Source organism: Streptococcus oralis (assembly GCF_015561235.1).
Lineage (GTDB): Bacteria > Bacillota > Bacilli > Lactobacillales > Streptococcaceae > Streptococcus > Streptococcus oralis_BK.
Window position 1 is genome coordinate 1169594 of record NZ_JADMTC010000001.1, and the last position, 24938, is coordinate 1194531.

At 42.6% G+C, this 24938-nt stretch carries 28 protein-coding genes and 2 pseudogenes; all 30 read right to left on the reverse strand.

The annotated features are described in order from the left end of the window. Window positions 1–50: 50 nt before the first annotated feature. The gene (fusA, locus tag I2H52_RS05905) at window positions 51–2132 is read right to left on the reverse strand and encodes an elongation factor G (protein WP_000090335.1); all 2082 of its coding nucleotides are present in this window, start codon (window positions 2130–2132) and stop codon (window positions 51–53) included. A 334-nt stretch (window positions 2133–2466) separates the two neighbouring features. Next, window positions 2467–2937, reverse strand: coding sequence for a 30S ribosomal protein S7 (gene rpsG / locus I2H52_RS05910; protein WP_000087873.1), 471 nt, complete (start codon window positions 2935–2937; stop codon window positions 2467–2469). 19 nt (window positions 2938–2956) lie between these two features. After that, the gene (rpsL, locus tag I2H52_RS05915; protein ID WP_001142332.1) at window positions 2957–3370 is read right to left on the reverse strand and encodes a 30S ribosomal protein S12; all 414 of its coding nucleotides are present in this window, start codon (window positions 3368–3370) and stop codon (window positions 2957–2959) included. 317 nt (window positions 3371–3687) lie between these two features. Further along, window positions 3688–4287, reverse strand: a complete 600-nt coding sequence (locus tag I2H52_RS05920; protein WP_049501537.1) for a response regulator transcription factor — start codon at window positions 4285–4287, stop codon at window positions 3688–3690. A gap of 1 nt (window position 4288) precedes the next feature. Continuing rightward, window positions 4289–5386 (reverse strand): sensor histidine kinase, encoded by a 1098-nt coding sequence (locus I2H52_RS05925; RefSeq protein ID WP_195594707.1) that lies wholly within the window; start codon window positions 5384–5386, stop codon window positions 4289–4291. Between the two features lie 4 nt (window positions 5387–5390). Continuing rightward, a complete protein-coding gene (locus I2H52_RS05930; protein WP_195594709.1) occupies window positions 5391–6125 on the reverse strand; it encodes an ABC transporter permease in 735 nt (244 codons plus the stop codon). Window positions 6126–6137: 12 nt separating this feature from the next. Beyond that, window positions 6138–7013, reverse strand: coding sequence for an ABC transporter ATP-binding protein (locus I2H52_RS05935; RefSeq protein ID WP_045617712.1), 876 nt, complete (start codon window positions 7011–7013; stop codon window positions 6138–6140). After that, complete coding sequence (locus tag I2H52_RS05940) at window positions 7000–7194, reverse strand: hypothetical protein (protein ID WP_007520695.1); 195 nt, start codon at window positions 7192–7194, stop codon at window positions 7000–7002. The genes I2H52_RS05935 and I2H52_RS05940 overlap by 14 nt, the downstream gene beginning before the upstream one ends. Beyond that, the gene (locus I2H52_RS05945; RefSeq protein WP_195594711.1) at window positions 7191–7397 is read right to left on the reverse strand and encodes a hypothetical protein; all 207 of its coding nucleotides are present in this window, start codon (window positions 7395–7397) and stop codon (window positions 7191–7193) included. The genes I2H52_RS05940 and I2H52_RS05945 overlap by 4 nt, the downstream gene beginning before the upstream one ends. Before the next feature lie 124 nt (window positions 7398–7521). Continuing rightward, window positions 7522–9189 (reverse strand): DAK2 domain-containing protein, encoded by a 1668-nt coding sequence (locus I2H52_RS05950; protein WP_045617714.1) that lies wholly within the window; start codon window positions 9187–9189, stop codon window positions 7522–7524. Window positions 9190–9191: 2 nt separating this feature from the next. Beyond that, window positions 9192–9557: an Asp23/Gls24 family envelope stress response protein gene (locus tag I2H52_RS05955; RefSeq protein WP_000216435.1), complete on the reverse strand. Its 366-nt coding sequence runs from the start codon at window positions 9555–9557 to the stop codon at window positions 9192–9194. A 152-nt stretch (window positions 9558–9709) separates the two neighbouring features. After that, window positions 9710–9898 (reverse strand): 50S ribosomal protein L28, encoded by a 189-nt coding sequence (gene rpmB / locus I2H52_RS05960; protein ID WP_001140948.1) that lies wholly within the window; start codon window positions 9896–9898, stop codon window positions 9710–9712. 106 nt (window positions 9899–10004) lie between these two features. Next, window positions 10005–10679, reverse strand: coding sequence for a LiaF transmembrane domain-containing protein (locus tag I2H52_RS05965; RefSeq protein WP_045617716.1), 675 nt, complete (start codon window positions 10677–10679; stop codon window positions 10005–10007). A gap of 5 nt (window positions 10680–10684) precedes the next feature. Continuing rightward, window positions 10685–11131: a LytTR family DNA-binding domain-containing protein gene (locus I2H52_RS05970; protein WP_045617717.1), complete on the reverse strand. Its 447-nt coding sequence runs from the start codon at window positions 11129–11131 to the stop codon at window positions 10685–10687. A gap of 113 nt (window positions 11132–11244) precedes the next feature. Next, a complete protein-coding gene (locus I2H52_RS05975) occupies window positions 11245–11748 on the reverse strand; it encodes a phosphatase PAP2 family protein (RefSeq protein WP_045617718.1) in 504 nt (167 codons plus the stop codon). Between the two features lie 93 nt (window positions 11749–11841). Then, complete coding sequence (locus tag I2H52_RS05980) at window positions 11842–13602, reverse strand: ABC transporter ATP-binding protein (protein WP_195594713.1); 1761 nt, start codon at window positions 13600–13602, stop codon at window positions 11842–11844. Then, a complete protein-coding gene (locus tag I2H52_RS05985; RefSeq protein ID WP_045617721.1) occupies window positions 13592–15361 on the reverse strand; it encodes an ABC transporter ATP-binding protein in 1770 nt (589 codons plus the stop codon). The genes I2H52_RS05980 and I2H52_RS05985 overlap by 11 nt, the downstream gene beginning before the upstream one ends. Then, on the reverse strand, window positions 15345–15806 hold the full coding sequence (locus I2H52_RS05990) for a MarR family winged helix-turn-helix transcriptional regulator (protein WP_045617722.1): 462 nt from the start codon (window positions 15804–15806) through the stop codon (window positions 15345–15347). The genes I2H52_RS05985 and I2H52_RS05990 overlap by 17 nt, the downstream gene beginning before the upstream one ends. Window positions 15807–15983: 177 nt before the next feature. Next, entirely contained in the window at window positions 15984–16274 is a 291-nt protein-coding gene (locus tag I2H52_RS05995) for a hypothetical protein (RefSeq protein WP_007520704.1), read from the reverse strand. A gap of 90 nt (window positions 16275–16364) precedes the next feature. Then, the gene (locus I2H52_RS06000; RefSeq protein WP_025172565.1) at window positions 16365–17219 is read right to left on the reverse strand and encodes a PTS system mannose/fructose/sorbose family transporter subunit IID; all 855 of its coding nucleotides are present in this window, start codon (window positions 17217–17219) and stop codon (window positions 16365–16367) included. Beyond that, window positions 17203–18048 (reverse strand): PTS mannose/fructose/sorbose/N-acetylgalactosamine transporter subunit IIC, encoded by an 846-nt coding sequence (locus I2H52_RS06005; RefSeq protein WP_033605823.1) that lies wholly within the window; start codon window positions 18046–18048, stop codon window positions 17203–17205. Before I2H52_RS06005 ends, I2H52_RS06000 begins: the two co-directional genes overlap by 17 nt. Window positions 18049–18075: 27 nt before the next feature. Beyond that, entirely contained in the window at window positions 18076–18570 is a 495-nt protein-coding gene (locus I2H52_RS06010) for a PTS system mannose/fructose/N-acetylgalactosamine-transporter subunit IIB (RefSeq protein WP_004193690.1), read from the reverse strand. Between the two features lie 43 nt (window positions 18571–18613). Then, window positions 18614–19051 (reverse strand): PTS sugar transporter subunit IIA, encoded by a 438-nt coding sequence (locus tag I2H52_RS06015; protein ID WP_007520708.1) that lies wholly within the window; start codon window positions 19049–19051, stop codon window positions 18614–18616. A gap of 216 nt (window positions 19052–19267) precedes the next feature. Then, window positions 19268–20551 carry an ABC transporter substrate-binding protein gene (locus tag I2H52_RS06020; RefSeq protein ID WP_061582706.1) on the reverse strand — a complete coding sequence of 428 codons (1284 nt, stop codon included), beginning with the start codon at window positions 20549–20551 and terminating at the stop codon, window positions 19268–19270. Next, a complete protein-coding gene (locus I2H52_RS06025; protein WP_012130913.1) occupies window positions 20548–21231 on the reverse strand; it encodes a response regulator transcription factor in 684 nt (227 codons plus the stop codon). The genes I2H52_RS06020 and I2H52_RS06025 overlap by 4 nt, the downstream gene beginning before the upstream one ends. Then, the gene (locus tag I2H52_RS06030; protein WP_195594715.1) at window positions 21224–22540 is read right to left on the reverse strand and encodes a sensor histidine kinase; all 1317 of its coding nucleotides are present in this window, start codon (window positions 22538–22540) and stop codon (window positions 21224–21226) included. Before I2H52_RS06030 ends, I2H52_RS06025 begins: the two co-directional genes overlap by 8 nt. Then, window positions 22540–23526 carry a substrate-binding domain-containing protein gene (locus tag I2H52_RS06035; protein WP_195594717.1) on the reverse strand — a complete coding sequence of 329 codons (987 nt, stop codon included), beginning with the start codon at window positions 23524–23526 and terminating at the stop codon, window positions 22540–22542. The genes I2H52_RS06030 and I2H52_RS06035 overlap by 1 nt, the downstream gene beginning before the upstream one ends. Window positions 23527–23801: 275 nt before the next feature. Next, window positions 23802–24065 (reverse strand): annotated as a pseudogene (locus I2H52_RS06040) (single-stranded DNA-binding protein); the annotation flags it as partial. A 14-nt stretch (window positions 24066–24079) separates the two neighbouring features. After that, window positions 24080–24439, reverse strand: a pseudogene (locus I2H52_RS06045) (ABC transporter ATP-binding protein); the annotation flags it as partial. Beyond that, window positions 24423–24884 (reverse strand): MarR family winged helix-turn-helix transcriptional regulator, encoded by a 462-nt coding sequence (locus I2H52_RS06050; RefSeq protein ID WP_045617725.1) that lies wholly within the window; start codon window positions 24882–24884, stop codon window positions 24423–24425. The gene I2H52_RS06050 and the pseudogene I2H52_RS06045, both read right to left, overlap by 17 nt. Window positions 24885–24938 lie beyond the last annotated feature (54 nt).

Sequence of the window (24938 nt, forward strand, 5' to 3'; positions counted from 1 at the left end):
AAAGACAAAAAGGAAGCCACTAAGTGACTTCCTTCTAGAGTGAGGACTGATTAGTCTTCACCTTTGTTTTTCTTAATGATTTCTTCTTGTACTGACTTAGGTACATCTTCGTAGTGGTCAAATACCATCATGAAGGTACCACGTCCTTGAGATGCAGAACGAAGAACTGTTGCGTAACCGAACATTTCAGCAAGTGGAACGTAAGCACGAACGATTTGGCTGTTACCGTGTGCTTCCATACCATCTACACGTCCACGACGAGCAGTTACGTGACCCATAACATCACCAAGGTTTTCTTCAGGAACAGTGATGGTTACAAGCATCATTGGCTCAAGGATAGCTGGTTGTGCTGATTTAGCAGCTTCTTTAAGGGCAAGTGAAGCCGCGATCTTGAAGGCAGTTTCAGATGAGTCGACATCGTGGTATGAACCATCGTAAAGCTTAGCTTTAACGTCAACCATTGGGTAACCTGCAAGAACACCGTTAGCCATAGATTCTACCAAACCTTTTTCAACCGCTGGGATAAATTCACGAGGAACCACACCACCGACGATTGCGTTTTCGAATTCGAATCCTTTACCTTCTTCGTTTGGAGTAAATTCAATCCATACATCACCGAATTGACCTTTACCACCAGACTGACGTTTGAAGAATCCACGTGCTTGAGTAGAAGCGCGGAATGTTTCACGATAAGATACTTGAGGAGCACCTACGTTTGCTTCCACTTTGAACTCACGACGCATACGGTCAACAAGGACGTCAAGGTGAAGTTCACCCATACCAGAGATAACTGTTTCACCAGTTTCAACGTTTGTTTCAACGCGGAATGTTGGATCTTCTTCAGCCAATTTTTGAAGAGCGATACCCATCTTGTCTTGGTCTGCTTTAGATTTAGGCTCAACCATCAATTGGATAACTGGTTCTGGAACGTTGATTGACTCAAGGATGATTTTAGCTTTTTCATCTGTCAATGAGTCACCAGTTGTTGTATCTTTCAAACCAACGGCAGCTGCGATATCACCTGAGTAAACAGTGTCAATTTCTTGACGGCTGTTAGCGTGCATTTGAAGGATACGTCCGATACGTTCACGTTTACCTTTAGAAGTGTTCAATACGTAAGAACCTGATTGGAGAACACCTGAGTATACACGGAAGAATGTCAAACGACCTACGAATGGGTCAGTCATGATCTTGAAGGCAAGAGCTGCGAATGGCTCATCATCAGATGCTGGGCGAGTTTCTTCTTCATCTGTATCTGGGTTGATACCTTTGATTGCTGGGATGTCAAGTGGGCTTGGAAGGTAGTCGATAACCGCATCAAGCATCAATTGAACACCCTTGTTCTTGAAGGCAGAACCACACAATACTGGGAAGAATTCAACATTGATAGTTGCTTTACGGATAGCAGCTTTCAATTCTTCGTTAGTGATTTCTTCACCTTCAAGATATTTCATCATCAAGTCTTCATCAGTTTCAGCGACTGCTTCAACCAATTTTTCACGGTATTCTTGAGCTTGGTCAAGGTATTCCGCTGGAATATCTTCTTCAAGGATATCTGTACCAAGGTCGTTAGTATAGATTTCAGCTTTCATCTTGATCAAGTCGATGATACCGCGGAAGTCATCTTCAGCACCGATTGGCAATTGGATTGGGTGTGCGTTTGCTTGAAGACGGTCGTGAAGTGTGCTTACTGAGTAAAGGAAGTCAGCACCGATTTTGTCCATTTTGTTGGCAAATACGATACGTGGAACTCCGTACTCAGTTGCTTGACGCCAAACTGTTTCAGTTTGAGGCTCAACACCTGATTGTGAGTCAAGAACAGTAACCGCACCGTCCAATACACGAAGAGAACGTTGTACTTCGATTGTGAAGTCCACGTGTCCTGGTGTGTCGATGATGTTTACGCGGTGGTTGTTCCATTGAGCTGTTGTCGCAGCAGATGTGATAGTGATACCACGTTCTTGCTCTTGCTCCATCCAGTCCATTTGTGACGCACCTTCGTGAGTTTCACCGATTTTGTGGATTTTACCAGTGTAGTAAAGAATACGCTCAGTAGTTGTTGTTTTACCGGCATCGACGTGAGCCATGATACCGATATTACGAGTTTTTTCAAGTGAAAATTCGCGTGCCATGAGGTTTGTTTCTCCTATTTATTTTAATTTCTATTCTATTATAACACGATTTTAATAAAAACGGATAGGCAGGACCTACCCGTTCTCAATGTTTATCTTGTTTTTGTTGGTTTCAACTTACGAGCTGGTAAGTTGAGTTAAACTCGAGCTAAAAGCTCAAGTTAGCTGATTTGAACTCAATTGAACTCGGGCTAAAAGCTCAAGTTAGCTGATTTGAACTCAATTGAACTCGGGCTAAAAGCTCGGAAAATAGATAAGCTTTCCTAGAATCTTTGATTCTGCGTCAAGCTTCCTAATTTTCAGTCGCTTTTTTAACGCCCTTAGTATCTTATTCTTACCAACGGAAGTGTGCGAAGGCACGGTTAGCTTCAGCCATACGGTGAGTGTCTTCACGTTTCTTAACTGCTGCACCTGTGTTGTTCGCAGCATCCAAGATTTCTTTTGCAAGACGGTCTTGCATTGTGTGTTCACCACGAAGGCGAGCGATGGTTACCAACCAACGAAGTCCAAGTGTTGTACGGCGTTCTGGACGAACTTCAACTGGGACTTGGTAGTTAGATCCACCAACACGACGTGCACGTACTTCAAGTACAGGCATGATGTTTTCCATAGCTGTTTCAAATACTTCAAGTGCATCATTGCCAGTAGCTTCTTTGATTTGCTCAAAAGCACCGTAAACGATTGAAGCAGCTGTACCACGTTTACCATCAAGCATAACGCGGTTGATAAGACGAGTAACTAGTTGTGAATTGTAAAGCGGATCTGGCAATACGTCACGTTTTGGAGCTCTATTTTTACGACTCATTTCTCTTTATCCCCTTTCCTTATGCTTTTGGACGTTTAGTACCGTATTTAGAACGGCCTTGTTTACGATCGTTAACACCTGCAGTATCAAGTGCACCACGGACGATATGGTAACGTACCCCTGGAAGGTCTTTTACACGTCCACCACGAAGAAGCACCACGCTGTGCTCTTGCAAGTTGTGTCCGATACCTGGGATGTAGGCAGTAACTTCGATAAGGTTGCTCAAACGTACACGAGCGAATTTACGAAGGGCAGAGTTAGGTTTTTTAGGTGTCATTGTTCCCACACGAGTTGCAACACCACGTTTTTGTGGTGAAGAAACGTTTGTTTGAACTTTTTTATGACTGTTGTAACCAACGTTCAAAGCTGGTGATTTAGATTTTTCTACTTTTGATTTACGCGGTTTGCGAACCAATTGGTTAATTGTAGGCATCTACATTCTCCTGTGTTTTTTATTTTTGGTGATGATACACTTGGTGACAGCTACCATCTGTGTGTACTTTTGCAACATTTGTCAGCACGTCCCTGTACACTTTTGAGAGACCAAAAGTAAAAAGTACCGTCTATTATTGTAACACAATTTTTCCTTCATTGTCAAGATATTTTTCATTTTTATTCTGATCTTTTAACTCTTTGACACTAGCTTTCACCGCTTTTCTAAACCAGAAAAGGAGGCAATTTGCCTCCTCCTTTCTAGTATGGATTTCCTTCGATTCAAGTTATCATTTCGGAATTGTTTAACCCTTCTTATCAAAGCCAACCAGATTCTTTTGCAATGTTGGCTGCCTCTGTTCGATTACCAGCATCTAGTTTCGAAAGAATATTGGTGACATAGTTTCGGACGGTTCCATTTGATAGATAGAGTTGGTCTGCGATTTCTTGGTTAGACAAGCCCTGAGCGATTCCCTTTAAAACAGCGATTTCTTGCTCTGTTAACGGATTGGGGTGCGTCATCACCACTTCCATCAATTCAGGCGAATATTCCTTACGTCCTTCAAGAACAGTGTGCAAGGTTTGCATGAGGTCTGCAATGCTTCTTTCTTTCAAGACATAAGCATCCACTCCAGCCTTGACCGCACGTTCAAAATAGCCAGGGCGTTTGAAGGTCGTCACCACAACCACCTTTGTTTCTGGCTTTTCTGCTCGTATCCACTCCAAGACTTCGAGGCCTGTCTTAACAGGCATTTCTACGTCAAGAATGGCGATATCTACGGGCTCCTTTTCTAAGAGTTGAATTGCTTCTTGGCCATCCTTGGCTTGTAGGACAGAATCTACATCTGGTTGAAAGGTAAGCAACTGGCACATGGCATCTCGCAACATACTTTGATCTTCTGCAACAAGTAGTTTCATCTTAGTTTCTCTCCTTATAAGGTAACCGAACCTGCACTTCAGTCGGATGTTTCTGACTGATCACCTTTACTTCTCCTGAAAAAGGAAGGACACGGTCTCGAACGGTATGGAGCTCATCTCCTTTTAAAGAAGCAAAGCCACATCCATCATCTCTCACTGTTAGAATGAGTTCTTTCTCAGTTCGTTCTAATTTTAAGTAAGCTTTCGATGCTTTGGCATGTTTGATGATATTGGTCACTAGCTCAAGCAAAATCATGGAGGCCGTTGACTCTAATTCCTGAGTTAGGCTAGCTGTATCTAGTTGGTGATTGATTTCCGTTTCAATTCCTGCAATTTCCAGCATTTTTTTAACAGTCGCAAATTCGGAAGCTAGGGTTCTGGTTTTAAGATTTTCGATAATTGTACGAACTTCATTCATGGATTCTTTACTAATCTGATGAATTTCTTTTAACTCTTTTTCCACTTGAGGATAGGCCTGCATTTGAAGAAGCTGGAGGGCAAGGTCCGTCTTCACACTCAACATGGCAAAGGTATGACCTAGGCTGTCATGAAGATCCTGACCGATACGACTGCGTTCGTTTTCAGCCAAGAAAAGATTGAGCTTGGCATTTTGTTTCATCTTTTCTTCTTTTAGCTCTTCTGTTATCCGAATTCGATAGAGACCAAAGGTCATTGCATCGGAAAAGATAAAGGTCACCAAGAAAAAGAGTAGCTGCCAGGGACTAACATGATTGACCATATAGATCCCGGTCAGAATAAATGGTTGCAGGACAATAAAACTGTCAAAACGCCAAGAGTGAAAAGAAATCTCATCCAGCTCATAAATAAGGAGATTGGATAAATAAAAGATAAACCATGTGAAACCTGAACTTAGCCAAACAGATGTATAAAAAATGTAGACAAGCATGGACCACCATGCTAGCCACTGCACGGTGCGATTCTGACTGATTAAAACCGAATAGAAGGCAAGTACAAATAGTAGGGTCCATAGCAAGGTTAAAAGCGGGTAATCTCCAACGATGACACCCGCTATAGGAAAGATGATAAACACAATTGGAATATGAAACATATAATGAATGTTTTTAAATTTTTCCAACATAGATTTATTTTACCTCAATCCGTTTTTTCAGTTGGATTACCAAGACACCAAAGAAAACTGTATAACCTAGTACAACCAAGGCAGCAAGAATGTTAAACTCGTGGTGCTCCAAATAAGTAGAAACGACCTGCATCAGTTGATAGGTTGGAGTCAGCTTTCCAATAGATTGGAGCCATTCTGGGAAGGAATCCAAGGGGAACCACAGTCCACCTAGAACAGCCAAAGCAATATAGGCAATATTTCCAACAACCGTCATCAATTGAGCACTAGGAAGCAAGCTCACCAAGACCCCCATGCTGATAAAGACCACGCTTCCGATCAGCAAAATAGCACCAATTACCATCCAGTCAAGCCAAGGTAGAGTAACCCCGCGGACAAAATGACCTACTGAAAAGACAACTATAATTGATAACAAGAAAGTTAGCAGAGTGCTGAACAGTTTTGATACATAATATTCTACCATAGAAACAGGAGAATGTTGAATCAATTTTTGCCAGTTGTTCGTCTTATCAGACTCGAGTGTGCTTGGGATACTGAAAAAAGCACTTGACATGATACTAAAGAGCGTCATGGCAAAAAGATAGGCTTGAAGAGCAATTTCTGGAATATCTGACCCTAACATCATACCAGAAAAGATAAGGTAAAACACACTTGGAAGTCCGATGGATAGCAAGTAGTAGACTGCTTGCCGTTTCATCAGAATGATTTCCACTTTCATGAGACTTGTCATATTTTTCATCGTCAATCTCCTTTAGTCTTGAGTCGTTTCGAAGATACTGTCTAAGAGAGTTCGATTGCGAACTTCAATTTCTTCGATCATGCAGCCCTGTTCTTGCAAGACTTTCCATACCTGGCTGGCTTCTTTGGTTGTGAAGGAAAGAGCATTTTGCTTGATTTCAAGCTCTTGAATCTGGTCCAAAGTGCTGATAACTTCCTGATAAGTTAGTGGTACCGTAAAGTGTTTTTCTTGTTCTTCACCACGCATAGCATAAGGCGTCGTATCGCGAATCAATTCACCCTTGTGAAGGACCAAAATGCGGTCAGCCGTATGCTCTACCTCTTCGATATAGTGAGAAGAATAGACAATGGTGACACCATTTTGCTTTAACTGATTGACAATTTCCCAAAAATGCTGACGTGTAGAGGTATCCATTGCAGCAGTCGGCTCATCTAAAAATAGAATTTTTGGACGACCTATTAAAGACAACACAAAAGAGAACAAACGTTTTTGCCCACCAGACAGCTTGCCCGCTAACTGATTTTTCTGCTTGTCTGAGAATCTTAGCAAGTCATCAATTTCTTTGTCTGAAAGACTGTTTGGATAGATTGATTGAAAGAAGGATAAGAGTTCTTTCACTTTCAAGTCTTGAACCACCGTATTTTCTTGAGGCAAGACAGAAATAAGCTGCTTTAATCGAGGATCTGTTGGCGCAAATCCTTGAATGGCTACCTGGCCTGAGCTCATGAACTTGTCGCCCAAGAGACAATCAATCAAGGTTGTTTTTCCTGCTCCGTTAGGCCCGATCAAGGCGACACATTCACCATCGTTGATTTCAAAGGAGATGTTCCGCAAGATCTCCTTGTCTTTTATCTTCTTACTTAATTTCTCAACTTTAATCACAGTCATGAGATTCTCCTTTCAACCACTTCATTCCCATAGGGAAAACGACGAAAATCATAAATCCAAAACCCCAGGCACCACGAATGAATTGGCGAAACAAGGTTTGGTCAAACCAACCAGTAAACATTTCCACTAACCATACCAAGAGTGACAGGCCGATAAAGAAATAGATGATTGCTTTTTTCATTCCTCAAACTCCTTTTTCACATCTCTGACCAATTTCAAACCTTCTCTGACAAGCCAAGACATCATTCCAAAGCCAGCAAAGAGCTCCCAAGGAAAATGGTAGAAACCCTCGTCCAATCCTGAAAACATGAGATAGGTCATAACTCCTGCTGCTATTAAACTCACTGCGACAATCATTTTATTTTTCATTTCTTCTTCCTCCATTTCATACTTCAATTATAGACTTTTGAAGTTGGCGGAGCTAGATGCTTCTGTCACTAGGAAATATGACAAATGTCATAAAAAAAGAAAGTTGCAAAATCAACTTTCTTTTTAATCGATTAAATTTTTATTCCACACTGAAAAGATATGGGTATACAGGTTGTTGACCTTGGTGGATTTCGACTTCAACGTCTTCGAATTCTTCTGCGATTTCTTGGGCGATTTGGTTGGCTAATTCTTCACTTCCATCTTCACCGACATAGAAAGTTACGATTTCACTATCTTCGTCTATCATGTGCTTCAAGGTTTCAGTCAAGGTTTGATGCATGTCAGGATTTGACACAAGGATTTTCCCATCGACCATACCAAGATTGTCATTTTCATGAATTGCTAATCCATCGATAGTTGTATCACGAACGGCTGTTGTTACACTTCCGCTTACGACATCAGCAAGAGCTGCAGTCATGCATTCTTTATTTTCTTCGATTGATTTACTTGGGTCAAATGCAAGAAGACTTGTCAATCCTTGAGGAATTGTACGTGCTTCTACCACAACAGCAGGTTGTTCAAGCACTTCAGCCGCAGACTGAGCTGCCATAAAGATATTTTTGTTGTTCGGCAAGAAGATGATGTTGCGAGCATTGACCTGTTCAACAGCCTTGATAAAGTCTTCTGTTGAAGGATTCATCGTCTGACCACCTTCGATGACATAATCCACACCTTGGGCACGGAAGATATCTGCCAAGCCTTGACCTGCTACTACTGCGATAAGGGCGTACTCTTTTGTTTCAGCGGGCTTATTTCCTTGAGTCGCTTCTTTTTCAACTTGCGCCTCGTGTTGATTACGCATGTTGTCCACTTTGACCTTGATCAAGCTACCATATTTAAGACCTTCTTGCATGACAAGACCTGGATCTTCTGTATGGACGTGAACTTTGACGATCTCATCATCGTTGACAACAAGTAGAGAGTCTCCGAGTTCATTCAAGTAGTTACGGAATTCATCGTAGTCAAAGTCCTTAGAATAAGTTGGACCTTGTTTGAGGGCTACCATGATTTCCGTACAGTAACCGAAGGTAATATCCTCAGTTGCCACATGACCTGCCACAGACTTGTGGTGCTCTGCATTGATCATTTCACTCATGTTTGCAGGAGTCGCTACAAAGTCTTCAGAAGCACTGTATTCACCAGTAAGAGCTGAAAGGAATCCTTCGTAGATGAAGACCAAACCTTGACCACCTGAGTCTACCACACCAACTTCCTTAAGGACTGGAAGCATTTCTGGTGTCTTAGCCAAAGCTGCTTTTGCACCTTCCAAGGCTGCACGCATGACCTCAACAGCATCATCTGTCTCCTCGGCTTTTTTCTTAGCCCCAATAGCCGCTCCACGAGAAACAGTCAAAATGGTTCCTTCAACTGGTTTCATAACCGCTTTATAAGCTACTTCGACACCAGATTGGAAGGCAAGAGCCAAGTCTTGACCTGTTAACTCATCCTTTTCCTTGATAGCTTGGGAGAAGCCACGGAAGAGCTGAGAAGTGATAACCCCTGAGTTCCCACGCGCACCCATCAAGAGCCCTTTGGCAAGAATGCTCGCTACTTCTCCAACTGTAGAAGCAGGCTTGTCTGCTACTTCTTTCGCACCATTTTCAATGGTCATTCCCATATTTGTCCCAGTATCTCCATCTGGAACCGGAAAGACATTCAATGAATTGACATATTCTGCTTGCTTATTCAAACGAGTTGATGCAGCTTGCACCATCTCTTGGAATAAACTGGTAGTAATTTTTGACACGATTATTCTCCCACAACTTTGATATTTTGAATGTAGACATTCACAGTCTGAGCAGTAATTCCTAGTTGATTTTCTAGACTAAAACGAACACGCTCTTGAATGTTTTTTGACACTTCGCTTATCTTTATTCCGTAGCTCAACACGGTATAAACATCAACTGCGATGCTACCATCTTCGGCTGCCTTCACGACAACACCCTTAGAATAATTTTCCTTACCAAGGAGGGCTTGGAAATTGTCTTTGAGGGCATTTTTACTAGCCATACCGACCACACCAAAAATCTCAGTTGCGGCACCACCTACTACGGTTGCAATCACTTCATCTGTCAGTTCGATTTGACCATCTTTTGTATTAATTTTTACAGTCATTTTTTTTACCTCAACTAGTTGATACTCTATTTTATCATATTTCAGCCCAAGTGTAAAAGCAGAATGCTGTATCGGCGGATATTTACTCTATTTTTCAAATGGTTTTATCTCTAGAGCAAAAGAAAAAGACCTAAGCGGTCTTTTTATTTTTATTAAACGCGTTCAACTTTACCTGATTTCAAAGCACGAGCTGAAGCCCAAACTTTTTTAGGTTTACCATCGATAAGAACAGTAACTTTTTGAAGGTTTGGTTTTACGGCACGTTTTGTTTGGTTCATCGCGTGTGAACGGTTGTTTCCAGATACAGTCTTACGACCTGTAAAGTAACATACTTTAGCCATTGTGTTTTCCTCCTATTAGATCTAATATAGCGGATGTGCTAGCACCACATACCGTACTATGTTATCACACTTTCTCTATTTTGGCAAGGAAATTCGAAGACTTTTTTTATTTAACGTAAACAACTCCAAGTTTACCAAAAGCAACTTCCCCACGAATAATCAAGGTTTTGTTTGTTGGTGCTACAGGAGCATCTGCCTTAGCTGCACCAAAGGATGTTTCTACTTTCAGATCGACTCGCCAGTGTTGTGGGACATAGACTGTTGCATTTCCGAAGGCCACTTCAATATTTAAAGTCGCAAAATCACCTAACATCTCTGCATTGTCATAGTAGATTTTAGCGTCCCCAAAAGCGACTTCCACTTGGTCGTCTACAATATCTTGATCTTGTTTATAGAAAGTTCCACTGCCAAAAGTGACTTCCTTATCTGTGATGACTGTTCGTTCACCGTTGTACCACCATTTTTTCTCATGCCAGAACTTACTTGAATGTGTCAGATAACCAACACCGAGTACTACTAAGATGCTAGCCCAGATGAGAGAATGATTTGTAACTGGCAACAACTCATAAGCGTAATTTGCAATGATGAGCGCCAGTAAACCTGTAAAAACTGCCGAAGTTAGATGGCGTCTAAGGATGGACTCAATGGACTTATAAGCAAAAAAAACAATTCCTAGCAAAGGCCATATCTTACCATCCAAAGAAGGAATGCCAAAATTTCCTTGCAGCAAGATCCAGGCTGCTAAAACCAATAAAATAATACCAAATGCTTTCTTTTTCATGTCTTTTACCTCATGTTTCTTAGATTTTCTTTTAGGAGGGACTGGTAATGTCGTGACACATGAACCTCCTTGTGCGTCTGATAAAAGGAAATGGTGCCCGTTCCTGAAAAGGACTTGTCCACTGAGTAAATCTGACGGATGTTTGCGATAGTTGACTTGGACACTCGGCTAAAATAGCGAGGCAAGATGGTCTCCAACTCATAGAGTTTGAGACGGACTTCATAGGCTTCTTTCTGAGTGTGGGCGTAGATTTTGCTACCGTCGGTTTCAAAGAAGAGAATTTCTGACAGGTCTAGATAATATTCACCTGTTCCCTTGTAAAAAGTTAACCTCGGAGTTGTTGACTCTTGTAAGAGCCGTTGCAAGTCCGCAATTTCATCTGTCAAATCAGGGGCCTTGATGACAATTTCAGTTTCTTCTAAATTGCCGTCAATCTCAATTCGTAACTTCATCACATCTCCTTTCTGACTCTACTATATCAAAGCTAAGTTAGGAATACAAGGGCAAAAAAGCAAGTGGTCAATTTAAAGCAGTAAGTGGTTGTAGGACTAGCTTAACTTACATATCAGAATAGGAAAAAAAGGAATCCCCACACCAGACCACAAGCATAGCCAACCAAGACATCCTTTGGATAATGCACACCACCTAAAACCCTCACCAAGCTCAGCAAAGCTGAAAAGAGCAAACATACTAAACCAACAAGTAGACTAGCATGCAGACAGGCCATGGAGATGATAGTTGCCGAAAAGACATGGCGACTGGGCATCGACTGTCCCGAACTATCCTTGTCAAGTAAGGGTGCGATGTCCCAAGTTTCATAAGGTCGCGGGTGATTGATTTTCTTACGAAAAAGGGACAAGATCACAAAGCCTGTTGCAGGGATGAGCACATAAACCCCAACTTGCTGACCCAGTCCTAGCTGCAGGTAAGTCGTGACTAGCAAGGTTAGGTATGCCAGGGGCATGGAGACTGTCATCAAGCGATTGAAACTGCGTAATAGAAATAAAAGGGTTGGATAACTAGTGAGTCTGGAGCTGATATTTCGATACCATTCTTGATAATTTTTCATTTATAATTCTCATTATCTTGTTTTTGTCTACCGGTGAGACGTTTGTCTTCTAGTATAGTGCAGAAAAAGAAGGCCGTCAAGCCTTCTTTTGATTTATTCTTCTGCTTCGTCTTCTGTAAATTGGCTATTGTACAAGTCGGCATAGAAGCCACCTTGCGCCATCAGCTCCTCGTGATTGCCTTGCTCAATAATATTACCATCTTTCATAACAAGAATCAAATCAGCATTACGAATAGTTGACAAGCGATGGGCGATGACAAAGGAAGTTCTGCCTTCCATCAAACGGTCCATGGCTTTCTGAATCAATTCCTCTGTACGTGTGTCAACTGAGGATGTCGCTTCATCCAAAATCAAGAGCGGTGCATCTTTCAACAAAGCACGAGCGATAGTCAAAAGCTGTTTCTGTCCAACAGACAAGGTCACAGTGTCATCCAAAACAGTATCGTAGCCATCTGGCAAAGTCATGATAAAGTGGTGAATTCCCACAGCCTTGCTGGCTTCCATCATCCGCTCATCGCTGATACCTGTCTGATTGTAGATGAGATTTTCCCGAATGGTTCCTTCAAAGAGCCAAGTATCTTGTAAGACCATTGAAAAGGCATCATGTACTTCTGAGCGCTTCATATTCTTGGTATCGACTCCATCGATACGGATACCTCCCTTATCAATCTCATAGAACTTCATCAAAAGATTGACAATGGTTGTCTTACCAGCTCCAGTTGGCCCAACGATAGCGACCTTTTGGCCTGCATGAGCTGTCGCAGAAAAGTCATGGATGATGGTGCGTTCTGGTGTATAGCCAAAGGATACGCGATCAAAGACCACTTCTCCCCTCATGCCAGTCAATTGTCTTTCCTTATGGGATTCATCCTGCATCTCAGCTTCACCTAGAAATTCAAAGACACGTCCCATGGCTGCACTGGCTTGTTGCAAGCTGGTAATCCCTTGAGCAATTTGTGATAAGGGTTGTGAGAAGGTACGAACATAGACCATAAAGGCTACAATAACCCCGATAGTGATATGCCCTTTTAGAGCAAGCGCGGCCCCAACGATGATGACCAAAACATAGCTAAAATTCCCAACAAAGAACATGGCTGGCATCATGATACCAGAGATAAACTGAGATTTCCAGATGCTGTCGTGCAAGTTCTGATTCAAACCTGCAAATTTCGCTTTAGAGGTGTCTACTGCGTTGTAGCTCGTTACAACATTGTGTCCCGAATACATTTCTTCTACATAACCATTGACAGCCGCCAAGTTGTTTTGCTGAGCTCTAAAGTACCCTTGTGACTTAGCCATAATTACGGAAACTGCCGCAAAACCAACAAGCGTAGAAACAACCGTTACCAGAGCTAAAATCCAGTTCATGCTAAACATGGTCACCAAAACAGCAATCAACAAGAAGCTAGCTGAGAGTACTGTTCCCAAACTTTGATTGAGAGATTGAGCGGCCGTATCAACGTCATTGGTCACGCGCGAAAGGGTATCTCCTTGAGAATGACGATCAAAATAGCCAAGGGGCAAACGATTGATTTTTTCAGCAATTGCCGTCCGCAAGCGTTTTGAAAAATGTTGGATACTTGTTGAAAAGATATAGGCCTGTGTATAGTTAAAGATAGCACCAAGTACATAGAGAATCACTAAAAAGCTAGCAATACTTGAAACAGCCTCTAGGTCAATTCCCGTCATCAAACCATCTGAGATTAAGTTGGTGATTTCTTTTATCTTAGTCGGTCCATAAACCGTGATGATGCTTGAACATACAGCTGCTACAACCGCTACTAGTAGGGGAAGTTGGAGACCTGCTAGAAAAGGTTTAGAGTGTTTCCAAAAAGACATTTTCTTATTTTCCATGTTCCAATTCCTCCTTCGATAGTTGTGAGTAGGCAATTTCTTGGTAGACTTCATTGGTAGCTAGAAGTTCCTTGTGGGTGCCTTGCCCCACGACTTTACCTTGATCCAATACTAAGATCAGGTCGGCATCCATGATGGTAGAAATCCGCTGTGCTACGATGAGCTTGGTCATAGATTTTGTTTTCTCTGCTAGTTCTTGGCGCAAGATCCGGTCTGTCTTGTAGTCCAAGGCTGCGAAAGAGTCATCAAAGATAAGAATCTCTGGCTTACGAGCCAAGGCACGCGCAATGGCCAAACGCTGTCTTTGACCTCCTGAGAAGTTGGTTCCGCCTTGGGCTACTTCAGAGGCCAGACCTGCTTCCTTATCCTCGATAAAGTTTTTAGACTGGGCTAATTCCAGAGCTTGCCACATAGCAGCTTCGCCTAGAGGAGTTTCTTTGCTCTTACCAAAATCTAGATTGTCCTTAACATCTCCTGAGAAGAGGACTGCTTTCTGCGGAATATAGCCAACCTTATTGCGCAAGTCTACCAAGTCGTAATCTTGCACATTAACACCATCTACTAGAATTTCTCCCGCGGATACATCGTAAAAACGAGGTAGTAGGTTGACCAGAGTAGATTTACCAGAACCAGTTGAACCGATAAAGGCCACAGTTTGACCCGCTTCTGCTTTGAAAGTAACATGTTCCACGACTGCTTCAGAGTTTTTAGAGTAGCGGAAAGTCACATCACGAAATTCCACTTGTCCTTGAACTGAAGGGTCCGCTGTCTGTGCATGACTAGGATTTTCAATAGAAGAATGCAAATCCAATACTTGATTGATACGTCCTGCAGAAACCAAGGTACGAGGAAGAACGATAAAGAGTGCTCCCATGAGAAGGAAGCCCATCACGACCTGCATAGCATAGGACATGAAGACCACCATATCACTAAAGAGTGGCAGACGTTCTGCCAAACTTGCATCGTTGATGATATAGGCACCAATCCAGTAAATGGCTAAGGTCAAACCGCTGGAAATCGCCATCATAATAGGGTTCATAATCGCCATCAATCGATTGACAAAGAGATTGAGACGAGTCACCTCATCATTGGCTTCTTCAAATTTCTTATCTTGGTAATCCTCGGCATTATAAGCACGAACAACCCGAATCCCAGTCAAACTTTCACGGGTGATGCTATTGAGTTTATCTGTCAATTTTTGAATGACAGATTGTTTTGGAAAGGCTAGAGTTACGAGAACAGTGATCATCAAGATATTGACAATGACGGCCACCACTACTGCCCAGAGCCAGTATTCCGACTTCCCAAGGATTTTTCCAATGGCCCAGATGGCCATGATAGGCCCACGAGTCACTACCTGTAAGCCCATAGTAAAGAGCATCTGAACTTGCGTAATATCATTGGTCGTTCGAGTCAAAAGACTGGGGATTGAAAAACGTTTGATTTCCGTCTGCGAAAAATCTAGAACACGATTAAAAATATCTCTTCGCAAGTGAGTCGTGTAAGACGCTGCAACACGAGAAGCAAAAAATCCAACTGTTACAGAAGACAGAAAGGCTAGGAGAGATAAACCCATCATCTTGGCAGCAGGAGACCATAGTTGTCCTAACTCCGTACCCGGTGTTCCAATCAATTCTGTTATTTCTGAAATATAGGTCGGCACTTCTAACTCGAGATAGACCGAGAAACAAGTGAAAAGAATCGTAAGGACAATCATCCCCCACTCTTTTCCTGTAATATGTTTAGCGAGTTTCTTCATTCTCTCCTCCTATTCTTTCTACATTAGCCTGTAGTTGTCCTAGAACTTCTTCAAAAACGGCTAGCTTTTCCTTTGAAATTCCTTCCAGTAGGCTACTGGCAATACGATCAAAAAGCGCCTTAACTTCTTGCATCTGAGATCGTGATTTATCGGTCAAACGAACAAGTTTTGCTCGTTTATCACTTGGACTGGCCTCTAACTCGACCAGACCATTTTGTACCATACGCTTGACCAAGTTGCTAGCAACTGACTTGGTGATATTGAGTTCTGTCTCAATATCCTTGATAAGCGTTAATTCTTGATCATGCTCACGACGATCTAAAAACTGCAGGACCTGTCCTTGCGGTCCCCCCATAAATTCAATACCGCAACGTTTGGCTTCTTTCTGCAACATCAGGTGGATCTGATACCCAAAACGTTTAAAAATCAACAACGATTTGTCCATGATTGCTCCCTTCTCATGATTTTATATAGTTCTCTGGAGAACTAATTTAGTTTTCATGAGAACTATTTTACCACTTACAGAGAATATGTCAAGAAAAAAGTTTCCTAGAGAACTATTTTTTGATAAAAAATCCCAAGTGAGCTTCTCACTTAGGATTATGTTTTCTAGATTAAATGTCTATCTTGCAAGTTTTAGTTTTGCTTCAAAATCATTGATCACCTTTTGCAGATTGAGCCTGCCTCTGTAGATGCCATAACCAAACAAGAGCATGGCTAAGACACCCAGAAGGGCTAGGACAATTCCTGCAATCAGTGCTAATAGATTAGTCTCATGAAAGAAGTAAATCAGAACAAGACCGATACTGGCAATGACAAAGAAGAGACTAAACCAGCGTCCTAGATTTTCAATCATATGCTTCTGGTAGTGAATTTCTGTTTCATAACCTTGAATCAATTCTTGTTCTGTCATGATTTTCTCCATTCTTTATTTTAGTCAAACAAATTGATACTAGACTAGCAGCATATCGGACTTACTGCCAGTCTGAAACTTGAGTAGGAATTAGTATTTCAGTTGAGGATCAAAGATGCCCAGTGCTACACCAATCAAAGCAATGACAACCAAGAGGAGCATAACAAGGTTTGGTGATACTTTTTTCTTGGCCATCAGCCACCAGCAAAGGGTGATAAAGCCAGCTGTTAAGAGACCTGGATAAACACCGTCAATCTTTTCTTGTAGCTTCAAGAAGGCTTCGCCATCCGCATTTTTCAGCTCAAATGAAGTCGTTACAGATACCCAAGTTGCAGCAACTGCCCCGATAACCATACCACCAATGACACTGATTGCCTTACGAAGGGCCTGTCCTTTAGGTCCTACAAGGAATTCTACCGCCTTGTCCCCTAATTCATAGCCTTTGAAGTAGGCAAAGCGCATCCCGCCATAGATGAGAACATTCCAAACAAGGATATAGAAGAGAGCCCCGATAGGATTTCCACCTTTCGAGAGGCCAAGGGCAATCCCCAGCAGAACTGGAATTAAAGTTCCGACAACCAAAGAGTCACCGATACCTGCGATAGGCCCCATGAGACCAGCACGCATACCATTAATAGTTTCTCCATCAACTGCATCACCATTGGCACGCGCTTCTTCCAAACCAGCTGTAATCCCCACTACCAAAGCTCCGAGCTGAGGTTCTGTGTTGAAGAAAGCTGTATAGGTCTGCATAGCTTCTTTCTGCTCTGCTTTGTCTTTGTAGAGTTCTTCCACAATTGGTAGCATAGAGGTCAAGTAACCAAAAGTCTGCATGTGCTCTTGGGAGAAGCAAGTCAAATGACCATAGTACCAATGGTGGAATGATTTCGCTAAAGTCTTTTTAGTTATTTTCTTTCTTTCAGCCATCTTAGATATCCTCCTCATCGTCATCAAAGTCAGCCCCACCAGCCGGCGCGGTCACACGAGCTGATTTGATTACTTCCAATTCATAGTAAATTACTGCAAAAATCAATGAAACAACTGCACTGGCAACCAAATTAAGACCAAGTGACTTAGCCAAGGTGAAGCCCACAAAGAATGGGATAAAGTCAGCAGCCTTGGTAACGATTTGTTTCAAGAGAATGGCAATACCTACACATGGGAGAAGAGCTCCGACTGTAAAGAGGGATTTCATGATGAAGCCATCCATTGGCAGGTGAGTCTTCATCAGCTCAACCATATCGGGGCCAAACTTAGTGATAAGCATTGTTGGAAGGAAAGAGAAGACAAAGTGGGAAATCCAAGGATAAACCCAGTCAACAGCGTAAAGCTTTTTAAATTCGCCTTTTTCAACGGCTTCCCAACCAATGTGCTGCCATATCAGGTTTGTAGTGGCTGTTCCATAGAAGAGAACTGTACCGATAGTACCAACTGCTGCTCCGATTGGTGCAGCTGCTGCAGCGATAGCAGATTCAGACGTGATTCCTTTAGAATGAACAAATAAGATTGCGAGAGGAATCCCAATGTAAGAAATCGCCCGCACATCAGCAGAAACTGTACCACCTGGTGTTACTAGAGCGATGTAGAGAACCTGAAGGGCTACCCCAACCATAATCCCTGTTTGTAAGTCTCCGAGAATCAGCCCGCTAATCAAGCCCCCGACCAGAGGACGTCCCAAAGTGTAGTTACCAATACTAGAACCACCCATACCAGGCATAGAAGCTAAACTAGCGAAAAGACCCAGTAAAGCGGCTTGCAGCCAAGAAATTGTCATAATAGACTCTCCTTTTTATTATTATAATTAAAAACCAAATTTAGACTTGAAATCGCTCCAATAACCGATGGAAACATCTGGTAGAAGCTGGAATTTGACTTTGTAGCCTGCTTTTTCGATCGCCTCAATCGCTTCTGCCTCTTCCTGGGTAATGGACTGGTTATTCCCCAGCTTAATAGCTCCAGGACGGTCATTAGCAGGGCCAATGATGATTTCCTTAACATCACCAGGTACAAAGCCTTGGTCCACTAGGATTTCTTTCATGTCCACAGGATTTTTCGTAATGAGGAAATAGCGGCTGTCTGACTCTGTGACCTTGCCTGATTTTTCCTTGAAAGCTTCCTTGGTCCAAACAAAAGTCTTCTTGTCAGAAGCTCCCTTGTAGGCCTGAATCAAAACCTTGTTTCCTGCTGCAGCATTATTTACTGCAATCAAGCCATCACAAGGGTATTCCTTGGCCCAGCGAGTGACTGTTTGACCGTGGATCATGCGGTCGTCAATCCGTACAAATGATACTGTCATCTTTAAAATCTCCTTTTATCTTTTAGAATGTATGGCGGAAGTACTAAATGTCGTCTTCATCTTCGTCAGCTGCATCACTTACGACTTCAAATTCCTGCAAAGCAGCTGTAGCCTCGGAAAGGATAGCCTGAGCTAGCTCTTTTCCGTCTAATATGTCTTTCATAACCAAACCAGTCAATCCCATGGTCAGGTTCAAACCACCCAAGATAACTGCTGAGTCGAGCTTACCCATGTCAGCTAAGACACTAGCTGCTGTCGTCAGAGGACTGCCTCCTACAATATCAGCCAGAACTAAGACACTGTCATCAGCGCTTAAGCCAGCCAAGGCCTGAGTAAAATTAACTGCAAAATCATCAACTGACTCGCCTTCCTGAAGACCAACCGCAATGACCTGATCCGTCTTGTCTCCGGCAAACATCTTTAAGGAACTCTGCACGCCTGCAGCCAGTCCCCCGTGGCTGACCAATACAAGATATTTCATCTTTCCTGCCTCCTTACCCTTCTACTTCTTAGCCAATTCAGACTTTAAATGATGAAGGTTTCTTTATGACTTTATTGTACAAGATATGGAACCGGTTTCATATTGTCAAATGTCACGTAAGTCAGATGACATTTGTTAATAAGAATATGACAATTGTCATATTGGTCTAGTCAACTTTGTTTATTTTGTGATTGAAATGTAAAAAAAGAAAGCAGATTATTTTCCGCTTTCTATTTCCTTTTGAATACTAGGTAGGGAACTATCAATCTCTTGATTCTGCATCGCTTTTTGAATCAGATAGTCCATCCGCTCCATCGTATGTTGATCTACTTCTAGGCTGATATCAATGATAGAGCGATTCATCATGCGATCCAACCTCTCAGAAGTCAAAGAATCCAAGCCAAAATCATCTGCTTGTAGGATTGCTCTAGACTGCTGACTTTTCACTACAGATGGCAAGACCGAAGTCCCTTGAGATTTCTCAAATAGAGCCTGTTGGCTTTCTTTATCCTGCGACAACAAAAGCATAAATTCCCATGCCAGTTTTTCTTGACTGGTATTAGAAGACATGGCAAAGAGCGAGGTCTTGACCTGAGTTCCCATCACCTGATTGTTGGCTGTAGGCATTGGGATACAGGTCCAAGAAAAGCTAGAATATTTGGAAACATGATAAGGATAGGGTTTGTAGGTCCGATACTGGGCCAGACTCATAGGATAGAAGGCCACCCGTCCCTCATCAAAGTCATTAGAAGTCACCTTATAGTGCCGACTGAGCATATCTAATTTGCTCATAAAGGACAGGGCTTGGTGCATCTCTGAGCTGTCTACATTGATACCAGATTTATCGGTAAGATGGCCGCCGTAAGCTACCAGAGCCTGCTGCCAAGTGTAATCTGTTATTCCGTACTGATCCACTACACCATCTCCATTGGTGTCTTTGGTTACTTTCTTGCAAATCTCATAGAAATCCTCTAAAGTCCAGCCTGACTCAGGAATGCTAATTCCTTCTTTTTCGAGCAAGTCTTTATTGACACACATCATGATAGGATTGCTCTCAACAGGAAGAGCATAGCTGACTCCCTGATATTGCCCGGCTTCATAAGCCACCGGATAAAAGACCCTTCGTTCATCATCCTTTAAGAGGGTATCCAAGGATTTAAGCGCGCCCGTCGAAGCCAACATGCTAAAATCGTTTTCTGGTACCATAAAGAGATCCGGTTGCTCGCCTTTCAAGACTTGCTCTGCCAGCCAGTCGGCGTAATCATCCTTGGGAATCCCGCTTTCATAAATGACCTTGACATGAGGATGCGTCTTTTCAAATTTTTTAATCAAGCTGTCCAAGACCCTGTTTTCGCGGCTGTTAGGTACATCCCAGCTGGAGCCAGCATAGACGCCGATACGCAGGACTTTTTCCTGAGCTGAAGCCCAAAATACAAAAGCTAGGGCAACAGATATGATCAGGACAACCAGCAGGGCCAAATGTCTCAATCTCCACTTCATTTGTCGCTTTCCTTACTAAAATCTCTCTGGGTGACTCCGGTCTGAACAGCCCAGATAGCCAGCTGGGTTCGGTCGCGCAAGTTGAGCTTGGCTAGGATACCTGACAGGTAATTACGAACTGTCCCTTCTGATAGAAAGAGCTTAGCTGCAATTTCTTTATTAGAAATCCCAAAGCCAATCTGCTGGATAATCTTCCACTCTGTCCGGCTCATATCCTCAACATTTTCCTCAGTCACCGTGATAGCAAAGTTGGACTGGGCCATCTGTGAAAAGATTTTGAAGACCTTGGTGGCAATATTGGGATTGATCATAGCTCCGCCTCGATAGACTGTCTGAATGGCTTCGTGAAGCTCTTCTGTCGAAACCCCTTTGAGAATATAACCAGACGCACCGTATTTAAGAGCGGAGAAGATAAATTCATCGTCATCAAAGGTCGTCAGAATGATAATCTTAACATCTGGATACTGCTCCTTGACAGCCTTGGTACAGAGAACACCGTCCATGACTGGCATGCGAATATCCATTAGAATCACATCTGGGCGTACCCGATGAAGCTTTTCCAGCACTTCCTTGCCGTCTCCAACTGTCCCGACCACCTCAATATCTGCGTGGGCTGACAGGATGATTTGCAGAGACTCGCGAATCAAGGCCTGATCGTCTGCTATTAAAACCTTAATCATGTCTTCCTCCTATTTTTGGGATTTCGATATGCGTGTAGAAGCCGTCCCGATTTTCAAAGTGAACGCTTCCGCCAATAATCATTAGGCGCTCCTGCATCTGCTTGAGGCCATAGCCATAGTGGAGTTCATCAAAACCAATACCATCATCCTGAATGGTCATTACATAAGCTTCTTCTTCCTCCAGTAACTCAATACAGATGGTCTTGGCATGGCCGTGGCGGACAGAGTTGGTAATAGACTCCTGAATCACCCGAAACACAATGTCTTCCTTTGCAATATCCAAGTCAATATTATCCCATTCGTAGCGGAGATGAATCTCCAAGTTGGAGATGGCTTCATACTCGCGGATAATCTTAATCAGAGCTTCCCTCAAAGTGTTGTTTTCCAGAGCTCCCGGCCGCATTTTATTGAGCGAGCCTCGGACATCACGGATACCGTCTCGAACAACGACTGAAACATTATTGAGCTGCTCCTTAGCCCGATTGGTATCAATATCAACCAAGACCTTGACCGCATCAATACCCGCTGAAATTCCCGTTAGGGCATGGCCCAATGTATCGTGAATCTCTCTGGCAATACGCTTCCGCTCTCGATCTTCTGCTATTTTTTCGGACAAGGCCAGATAAGAGTTCAACTCGCGATTGGCCTGAGAAGCCATGCGCAGCTCTTCCTCAATCCGATGACGCTCTGTAATAGCTGACAAGATATAGAAGAGCAAAGAAATCATAAAGACGACGATATTGAGGGAATAGAGAAAGTTCTTGCCAAAAAGCAGCAACAGCCGGACAGACTCTGGATAAAACCGAATATAGGTATCTAGAGAAGGCAGCTTGATAAAGAGCGACATAAGGTCATAGTTGGACAAGAGCAACATGCCAAAACTCAAAATGATAAAAGAAAACCAGTACTTCTTGTCTTTGGAAGAATTGAACTCCTTAGAGCCATAGAAAATATCCGCAAACACCAGGAGAATCAAGCCATTGTAGGACGAGTGCAAGACAGAAAAGATGACCAACATAAGCAGGATTTCAATAATGGTCACCTTGTCATAGACAGACAGCTGATTAGGGTGGCGCTCGCGATAGTACATGACCAAGAGCAGGCAGGCATACAAGCTAATTGATACCCAGAAAATCAAGCTGGGAGAGCCAGGAATGGCATCCAAACGCTCCAAGAGCGAGTGACTGAAGCCCTTAGCCGCTACATAGTTGGTCGCAAAGAGATAGATGGATGCATTATAGACAATGGCAAGCAGATTGATGACCATTAGGGCTATTTTGCTGTAAAAGATACTTTTTTGAGGTCTCATTATTGCCACCCTGTAACTGTGTATTGACTGATATTATCCCTATTAACCAGATGAACTGGAATCAGATATTGGCTGTCGTAGGATTTCCCTTCCTGCATCAGCTCAATTACCTGCGCCACCTTGCGTCCCATCTGAATGGGAGATTGGGCTACAGTTCCCTCTATATCGTTTGTTGTAGCCAAAAAGTTTTTGATATCTGGTGAGCCATCCACGCCATAAATAGAAAGCTTTCGGTTCAAGCCGTTATTTTTAATAGCCGCTAGGGCACCAATCGCTGCCCGATCATTGAGAGCCATGACCACATTAAAGTCCATTCCTTCATCTAAGGCACTTTTTACTTGAGGCATTGCTTCTTCAGTCTGTCCAAGCGTCTCTTTTTGGGAAATAATCTTGTACTGAGGCTGATTTTTTATTGTCTCTACAAAACCTCGAATGCGGTCCATAGCAGAAACTGCATTTCGATGTTCTAGCAGAAGGATATTCGCAGCTGGCAAACGTTTCATCATATCTTTAGCAATTAAAACACCAGCTTGGTAATTATCTGAAACAATTGTCGTATCGACTGCCACTTCCTTGCTGATTGGCGTATCCACTACGATGATTTTAATCCCAGCTTTCTTGGCCTTCTGAAGAGAGGAAATGATACTTGGACTATTGCTTTTCACTGGATTAATCACAATGACATTTACCTTTTCTTTGACGAAAAAATCAATCTGTTGGCTCTGCTTGCCCTCATCCAATTCAGGATCCCTAACGTAAAGTCGGCTGCCCTGCTGGTTAGTTTTCTTCTCCAACTCCGCATTTAAGGTCTTGTAAAAGTCGTTATTCATGGTCATGTAGGTCACCCCAATCTTGACCTGCTTCTCACCTGGCATAACGCCCTTGAAATAAACAAAAAACAAAGCAAAAATAAGCAGAATGAAAAGCGGCCAGAGAGCCTTCTTCTGATAATGCTGAACCCGTTTTTTGACATTAGCTGCTACCATTTCCCCCCCTATGCCGTAAGCGCCTTTATGAAACATATAGGATTATTATATTACAAAACCGCCAAAAAGCAAAATCTTTCCAAAATGACTATCATAAAAAAGCGAGACAGAATCTAAAAATTCATTGATTTTTGATTCTTGGTCCCACCTCGGCAATCATAATTAAACTTTTAAAAGCTTGAGAGAAATAGAATTCAGTCAAACAGATCTTGCATCTTACAAAACTGAATGCTGATTTTTTAGAGCTAGGTCATTTCCCACTCTTTGCTTCTTGCTTAAAAGGGAAGTTCCTCTTCTTCCAACACTAAATCTGCCAAATCACCTCCGCTGTCATTTTCACGCAGAGCACGCTGGGCGCGACTTCCAGGAGATGGAAGCTATGACAGAGCACCTCTGTCACATAATGAGTCCCCCCTCCTTCTCGTAGCGACGAGTCCGCAACTCACCATTCAGGGAAATCAAGCTGCCCTTACTTGCATAGCTGGCTAAAGTCTCAGCTAGGCGTCCCAGACAACCACATTTACAAAATCCGCTTCACGCTAACCGCTCTGAGATTGGTGGTACGAGTTAAAAGACTGGGAATAGAGAATTTCTTAATCTCTGTCTGCGAGTAGTCTAAAACTCGGTTAAAAATATCACTTCTTAGCCTACTAGTATAAGAAGCAGCCACTCTGGACGTAAAAAATCCAACTGCAACTGCGGACAAGAAGGCCAGAAAAGACATTCCCACCATCATACCTACTGGTTGCCATAACTCATCTAAATTAGTTTCTTTAATTCCCAACAAATTCGTGATTTTCGAGATATAGGTCGGTACTTCCAACTCCAGATAAACCGAAAAGCAGGTGAAGAGAATGGCTAGTAGGATCATCCCCCACTCTTTTCCTGTAATACGTTTAGCAAGTTTCTTCATTCTCTCCTCCTATTCTTTCTACATTAGCCTGTAGTTGTCCGAGAACTTCTTCAAAAACGGTTAGCTTTTCCTTTGAAATTCCTTCCAGTAGACCACTGGCAATCCGATCAAAAAGCGCCTTAACTTCTTGCATCTGAGATCGTGATTTATCGGTCAAACGAACAAGTTTTGCTCGTTTATCACTTGGACTGGCCTCTAACTCGACTAAATCATTTTGTACCATACGCTTGACCAAGTTGCTTGCAACTGACTTGGTGATATTGAGTTCTGTCTCAATATCCTTGATAAGCGTTAATTCCTGATCATGCTCACGACGATCTAAAAACTTCAGGACCTGTCCTTGCGGTCCCCCCATAAATTCAATACCGCAACGTTTGGCTTCTTTCTGCAACATCAGGTGGATCTGGTACCCAAAACGTTTAAAAATCAACAACGATTTGTCCATGATTGCTCCCTTCTCATGATTTTATATAGTTCTCTGGAGAACTAATTTAGTTTC

Coding starts and splice junctions, on each gene's coding strand:
- fusA (WP_000090335.1), bottom strand. CDS start 2,132: ATGGCACGCGAATTTTCACTTGAAAAAACTCGTAATATCGGTATCATG.
- rpsG (WP_000087873.1), bottom strand. CDS start 2,937: ATGAGTCGTAAAAATAGAGCTCCAAAACGTGACGTATTGCCAGATCCG.
- rpsL (WP_001142332.1), bottom strand. CDS start 3,370: ATGCCTACAATTAACCAATTGGTTCGCAAACCGCGTAAATCAAAAGTA.
- I2H52_RS05920 (WP_049501537.1), bottom strand. CDS start 4,287: ATGAAACTACTTGTTGCAGAAGATCAAAGTATGTTGCGAGATGCCATG.
- I2H52_RS05925 (WP_195594707.1), bottom strand. CDS start 5,386: ATGTTGGAAAAATTTAAAAACATTCATTATATGTTTCATATTCCAATT.
- I2H52_RS05930 (WP_195594709.1), bottom strand. CDS start 6,125: ATGAAAAATATGACAAGTCTCATGAAAGTGGAAATCATTCTGATGAAA.
- I2H52_RS05935 (WP_045617712.1), bottom strand. CDS start 7,013: ATGACTGTGATTAAAGTTGAGAAATTAAGTAAGAAGATAAAAGACAAG.
- I2H52_RS05940 (WP_007520695.1), bottom strand. CDS start 7,194: ATGAAAAAAGCAATCATCTATTTCTTTATCGGCCTGTCACTCTTGGTA.
- I2H52_RS05945 (WP_195594711.1), bottom strand. CDS start 7,397: ATGGAGGAAGAAGAAATGAAAAATAAAATGATTGTCGCAGTGAGTTTA.
- I2H52_RS05955 (WP_000216435.1), bottom strand. CDS start 9,557: ATGACTGTAAAAATTAATACAAAAGATGGTCAAATCGAACTGACAGAT.
- rpmB (WP_001140948.1), bottom strand. CDS start 9,898: ATGGCTAAAGTATGTTACTTTACAGGTCGTAAGACTGTATCTGGAAAC.
- I2H52_RS05965 (WP_045617716.1), bottom strand. CDS start 10,679: ATGAAAAAGAAAGCATTTGGTATTATTTTATTGGTTTTAGCAGCCTGG.
- I2H52_RS05970 (WP_045617717.1), bottom strand. CDS start 11,131: ATGAAGTTACGAATTGAGATTGACGGCAATTTAGAAGAAACTGAAATT.
- I2H52_RS05975 (WP_045617718.1), bottom strand. CDS start 11,748: ATGAAAAATTATCAAGAATGGTATCGAAATATCAGCTCCAGACTCACT.
- I2H52_RS05980 (WP_195594713.1), bottom strand. CDS start 13,602: ATGGAAAATAAGAAAATGTCTTTTTGGAAACACTCTAAACCTTTTCTA.
- I2H52_RS05985 (WP_045617721.1), bottom strand. CDS start 15,361: ATGAAGAAACTCGCTAAACATATTACAGGAAAAGAGTGGGGGATGATT.
- I2H52_RS05990 (WP_045617722.1), bottom strand. CDS start 15,806: ATGGACAAATCGTTGTTGATTTTTAAACGTTTTGGGTATCAGATCCAC.
- I2H52_RS05995 (WP_007520704.1), bottom strand. CDS start 16,274: ATGACAGAACAAGAATTGATTCAAGGTTATGAAACAGAAATTCACTAC.
- I2H52_RS06000 (WP_025172565.1), bottom strand. CDS start 17,219: ATGAGGAGGATATCTAAGATGGCTGAAAGAAAGAAAATAACTAAAAAG.
- I2H52_RS06005 (WP_033605823.1), bottom strand. CDS start 18,048: ATGACAATTTCTTGGCTGCAAGCCGCTTTACTGGGTCTTTTCGCTAGT.
- I2H52_RS06010 (WP_004193690.1), bottom strand. CDS start 18,570: ATGACAGTATCATTTGTACGGATTGACGACCGCATGATCCACGGTCAA.
- I2H52_RS06015 (WP_007520708.1), bottom strand. CDS start 19,051: ATGAAATATCTTGTATTGGTCAGCCACGGGGGACTGGCTGCAGGCGTG.
- I2H52_RS06020 (WP_061582706.1), bottom strand. CDS start 20,551: ATGAAGTGGAGATTGAGACATTTGGCCCTGCTGGTTGTCCTGATCATA.
- I2H52_RS06025 (WP_012130913.1), bottom strand. CDS start 21,231: ATGATTAAGGTTTTAATAGCAGACGATCAGGCCTTGATTCGCGAGTCT.
- I2H52_RS06030 (WP_195594715.1), bottom strand. CDS start 22,540: ATGAGACCTCAAAAAAGTATCTTTTACAGCAAAATAGCCCTAATGGTC.
- I2H52_RS06035 (WP_195594717.1), bottom strand. CDS start 23,526: ATGGTAGCAGCTAATGTCAAAAAACGGGTTCAGCATTATCAGAAGAAG.
- I2H52_RS06050 (WP_045617725.1), bottom strand. CDS start 24,884: ATGGACAAATCGTTGTTGATTTTTAAACGTTTTGGGTACCAGATCCAC.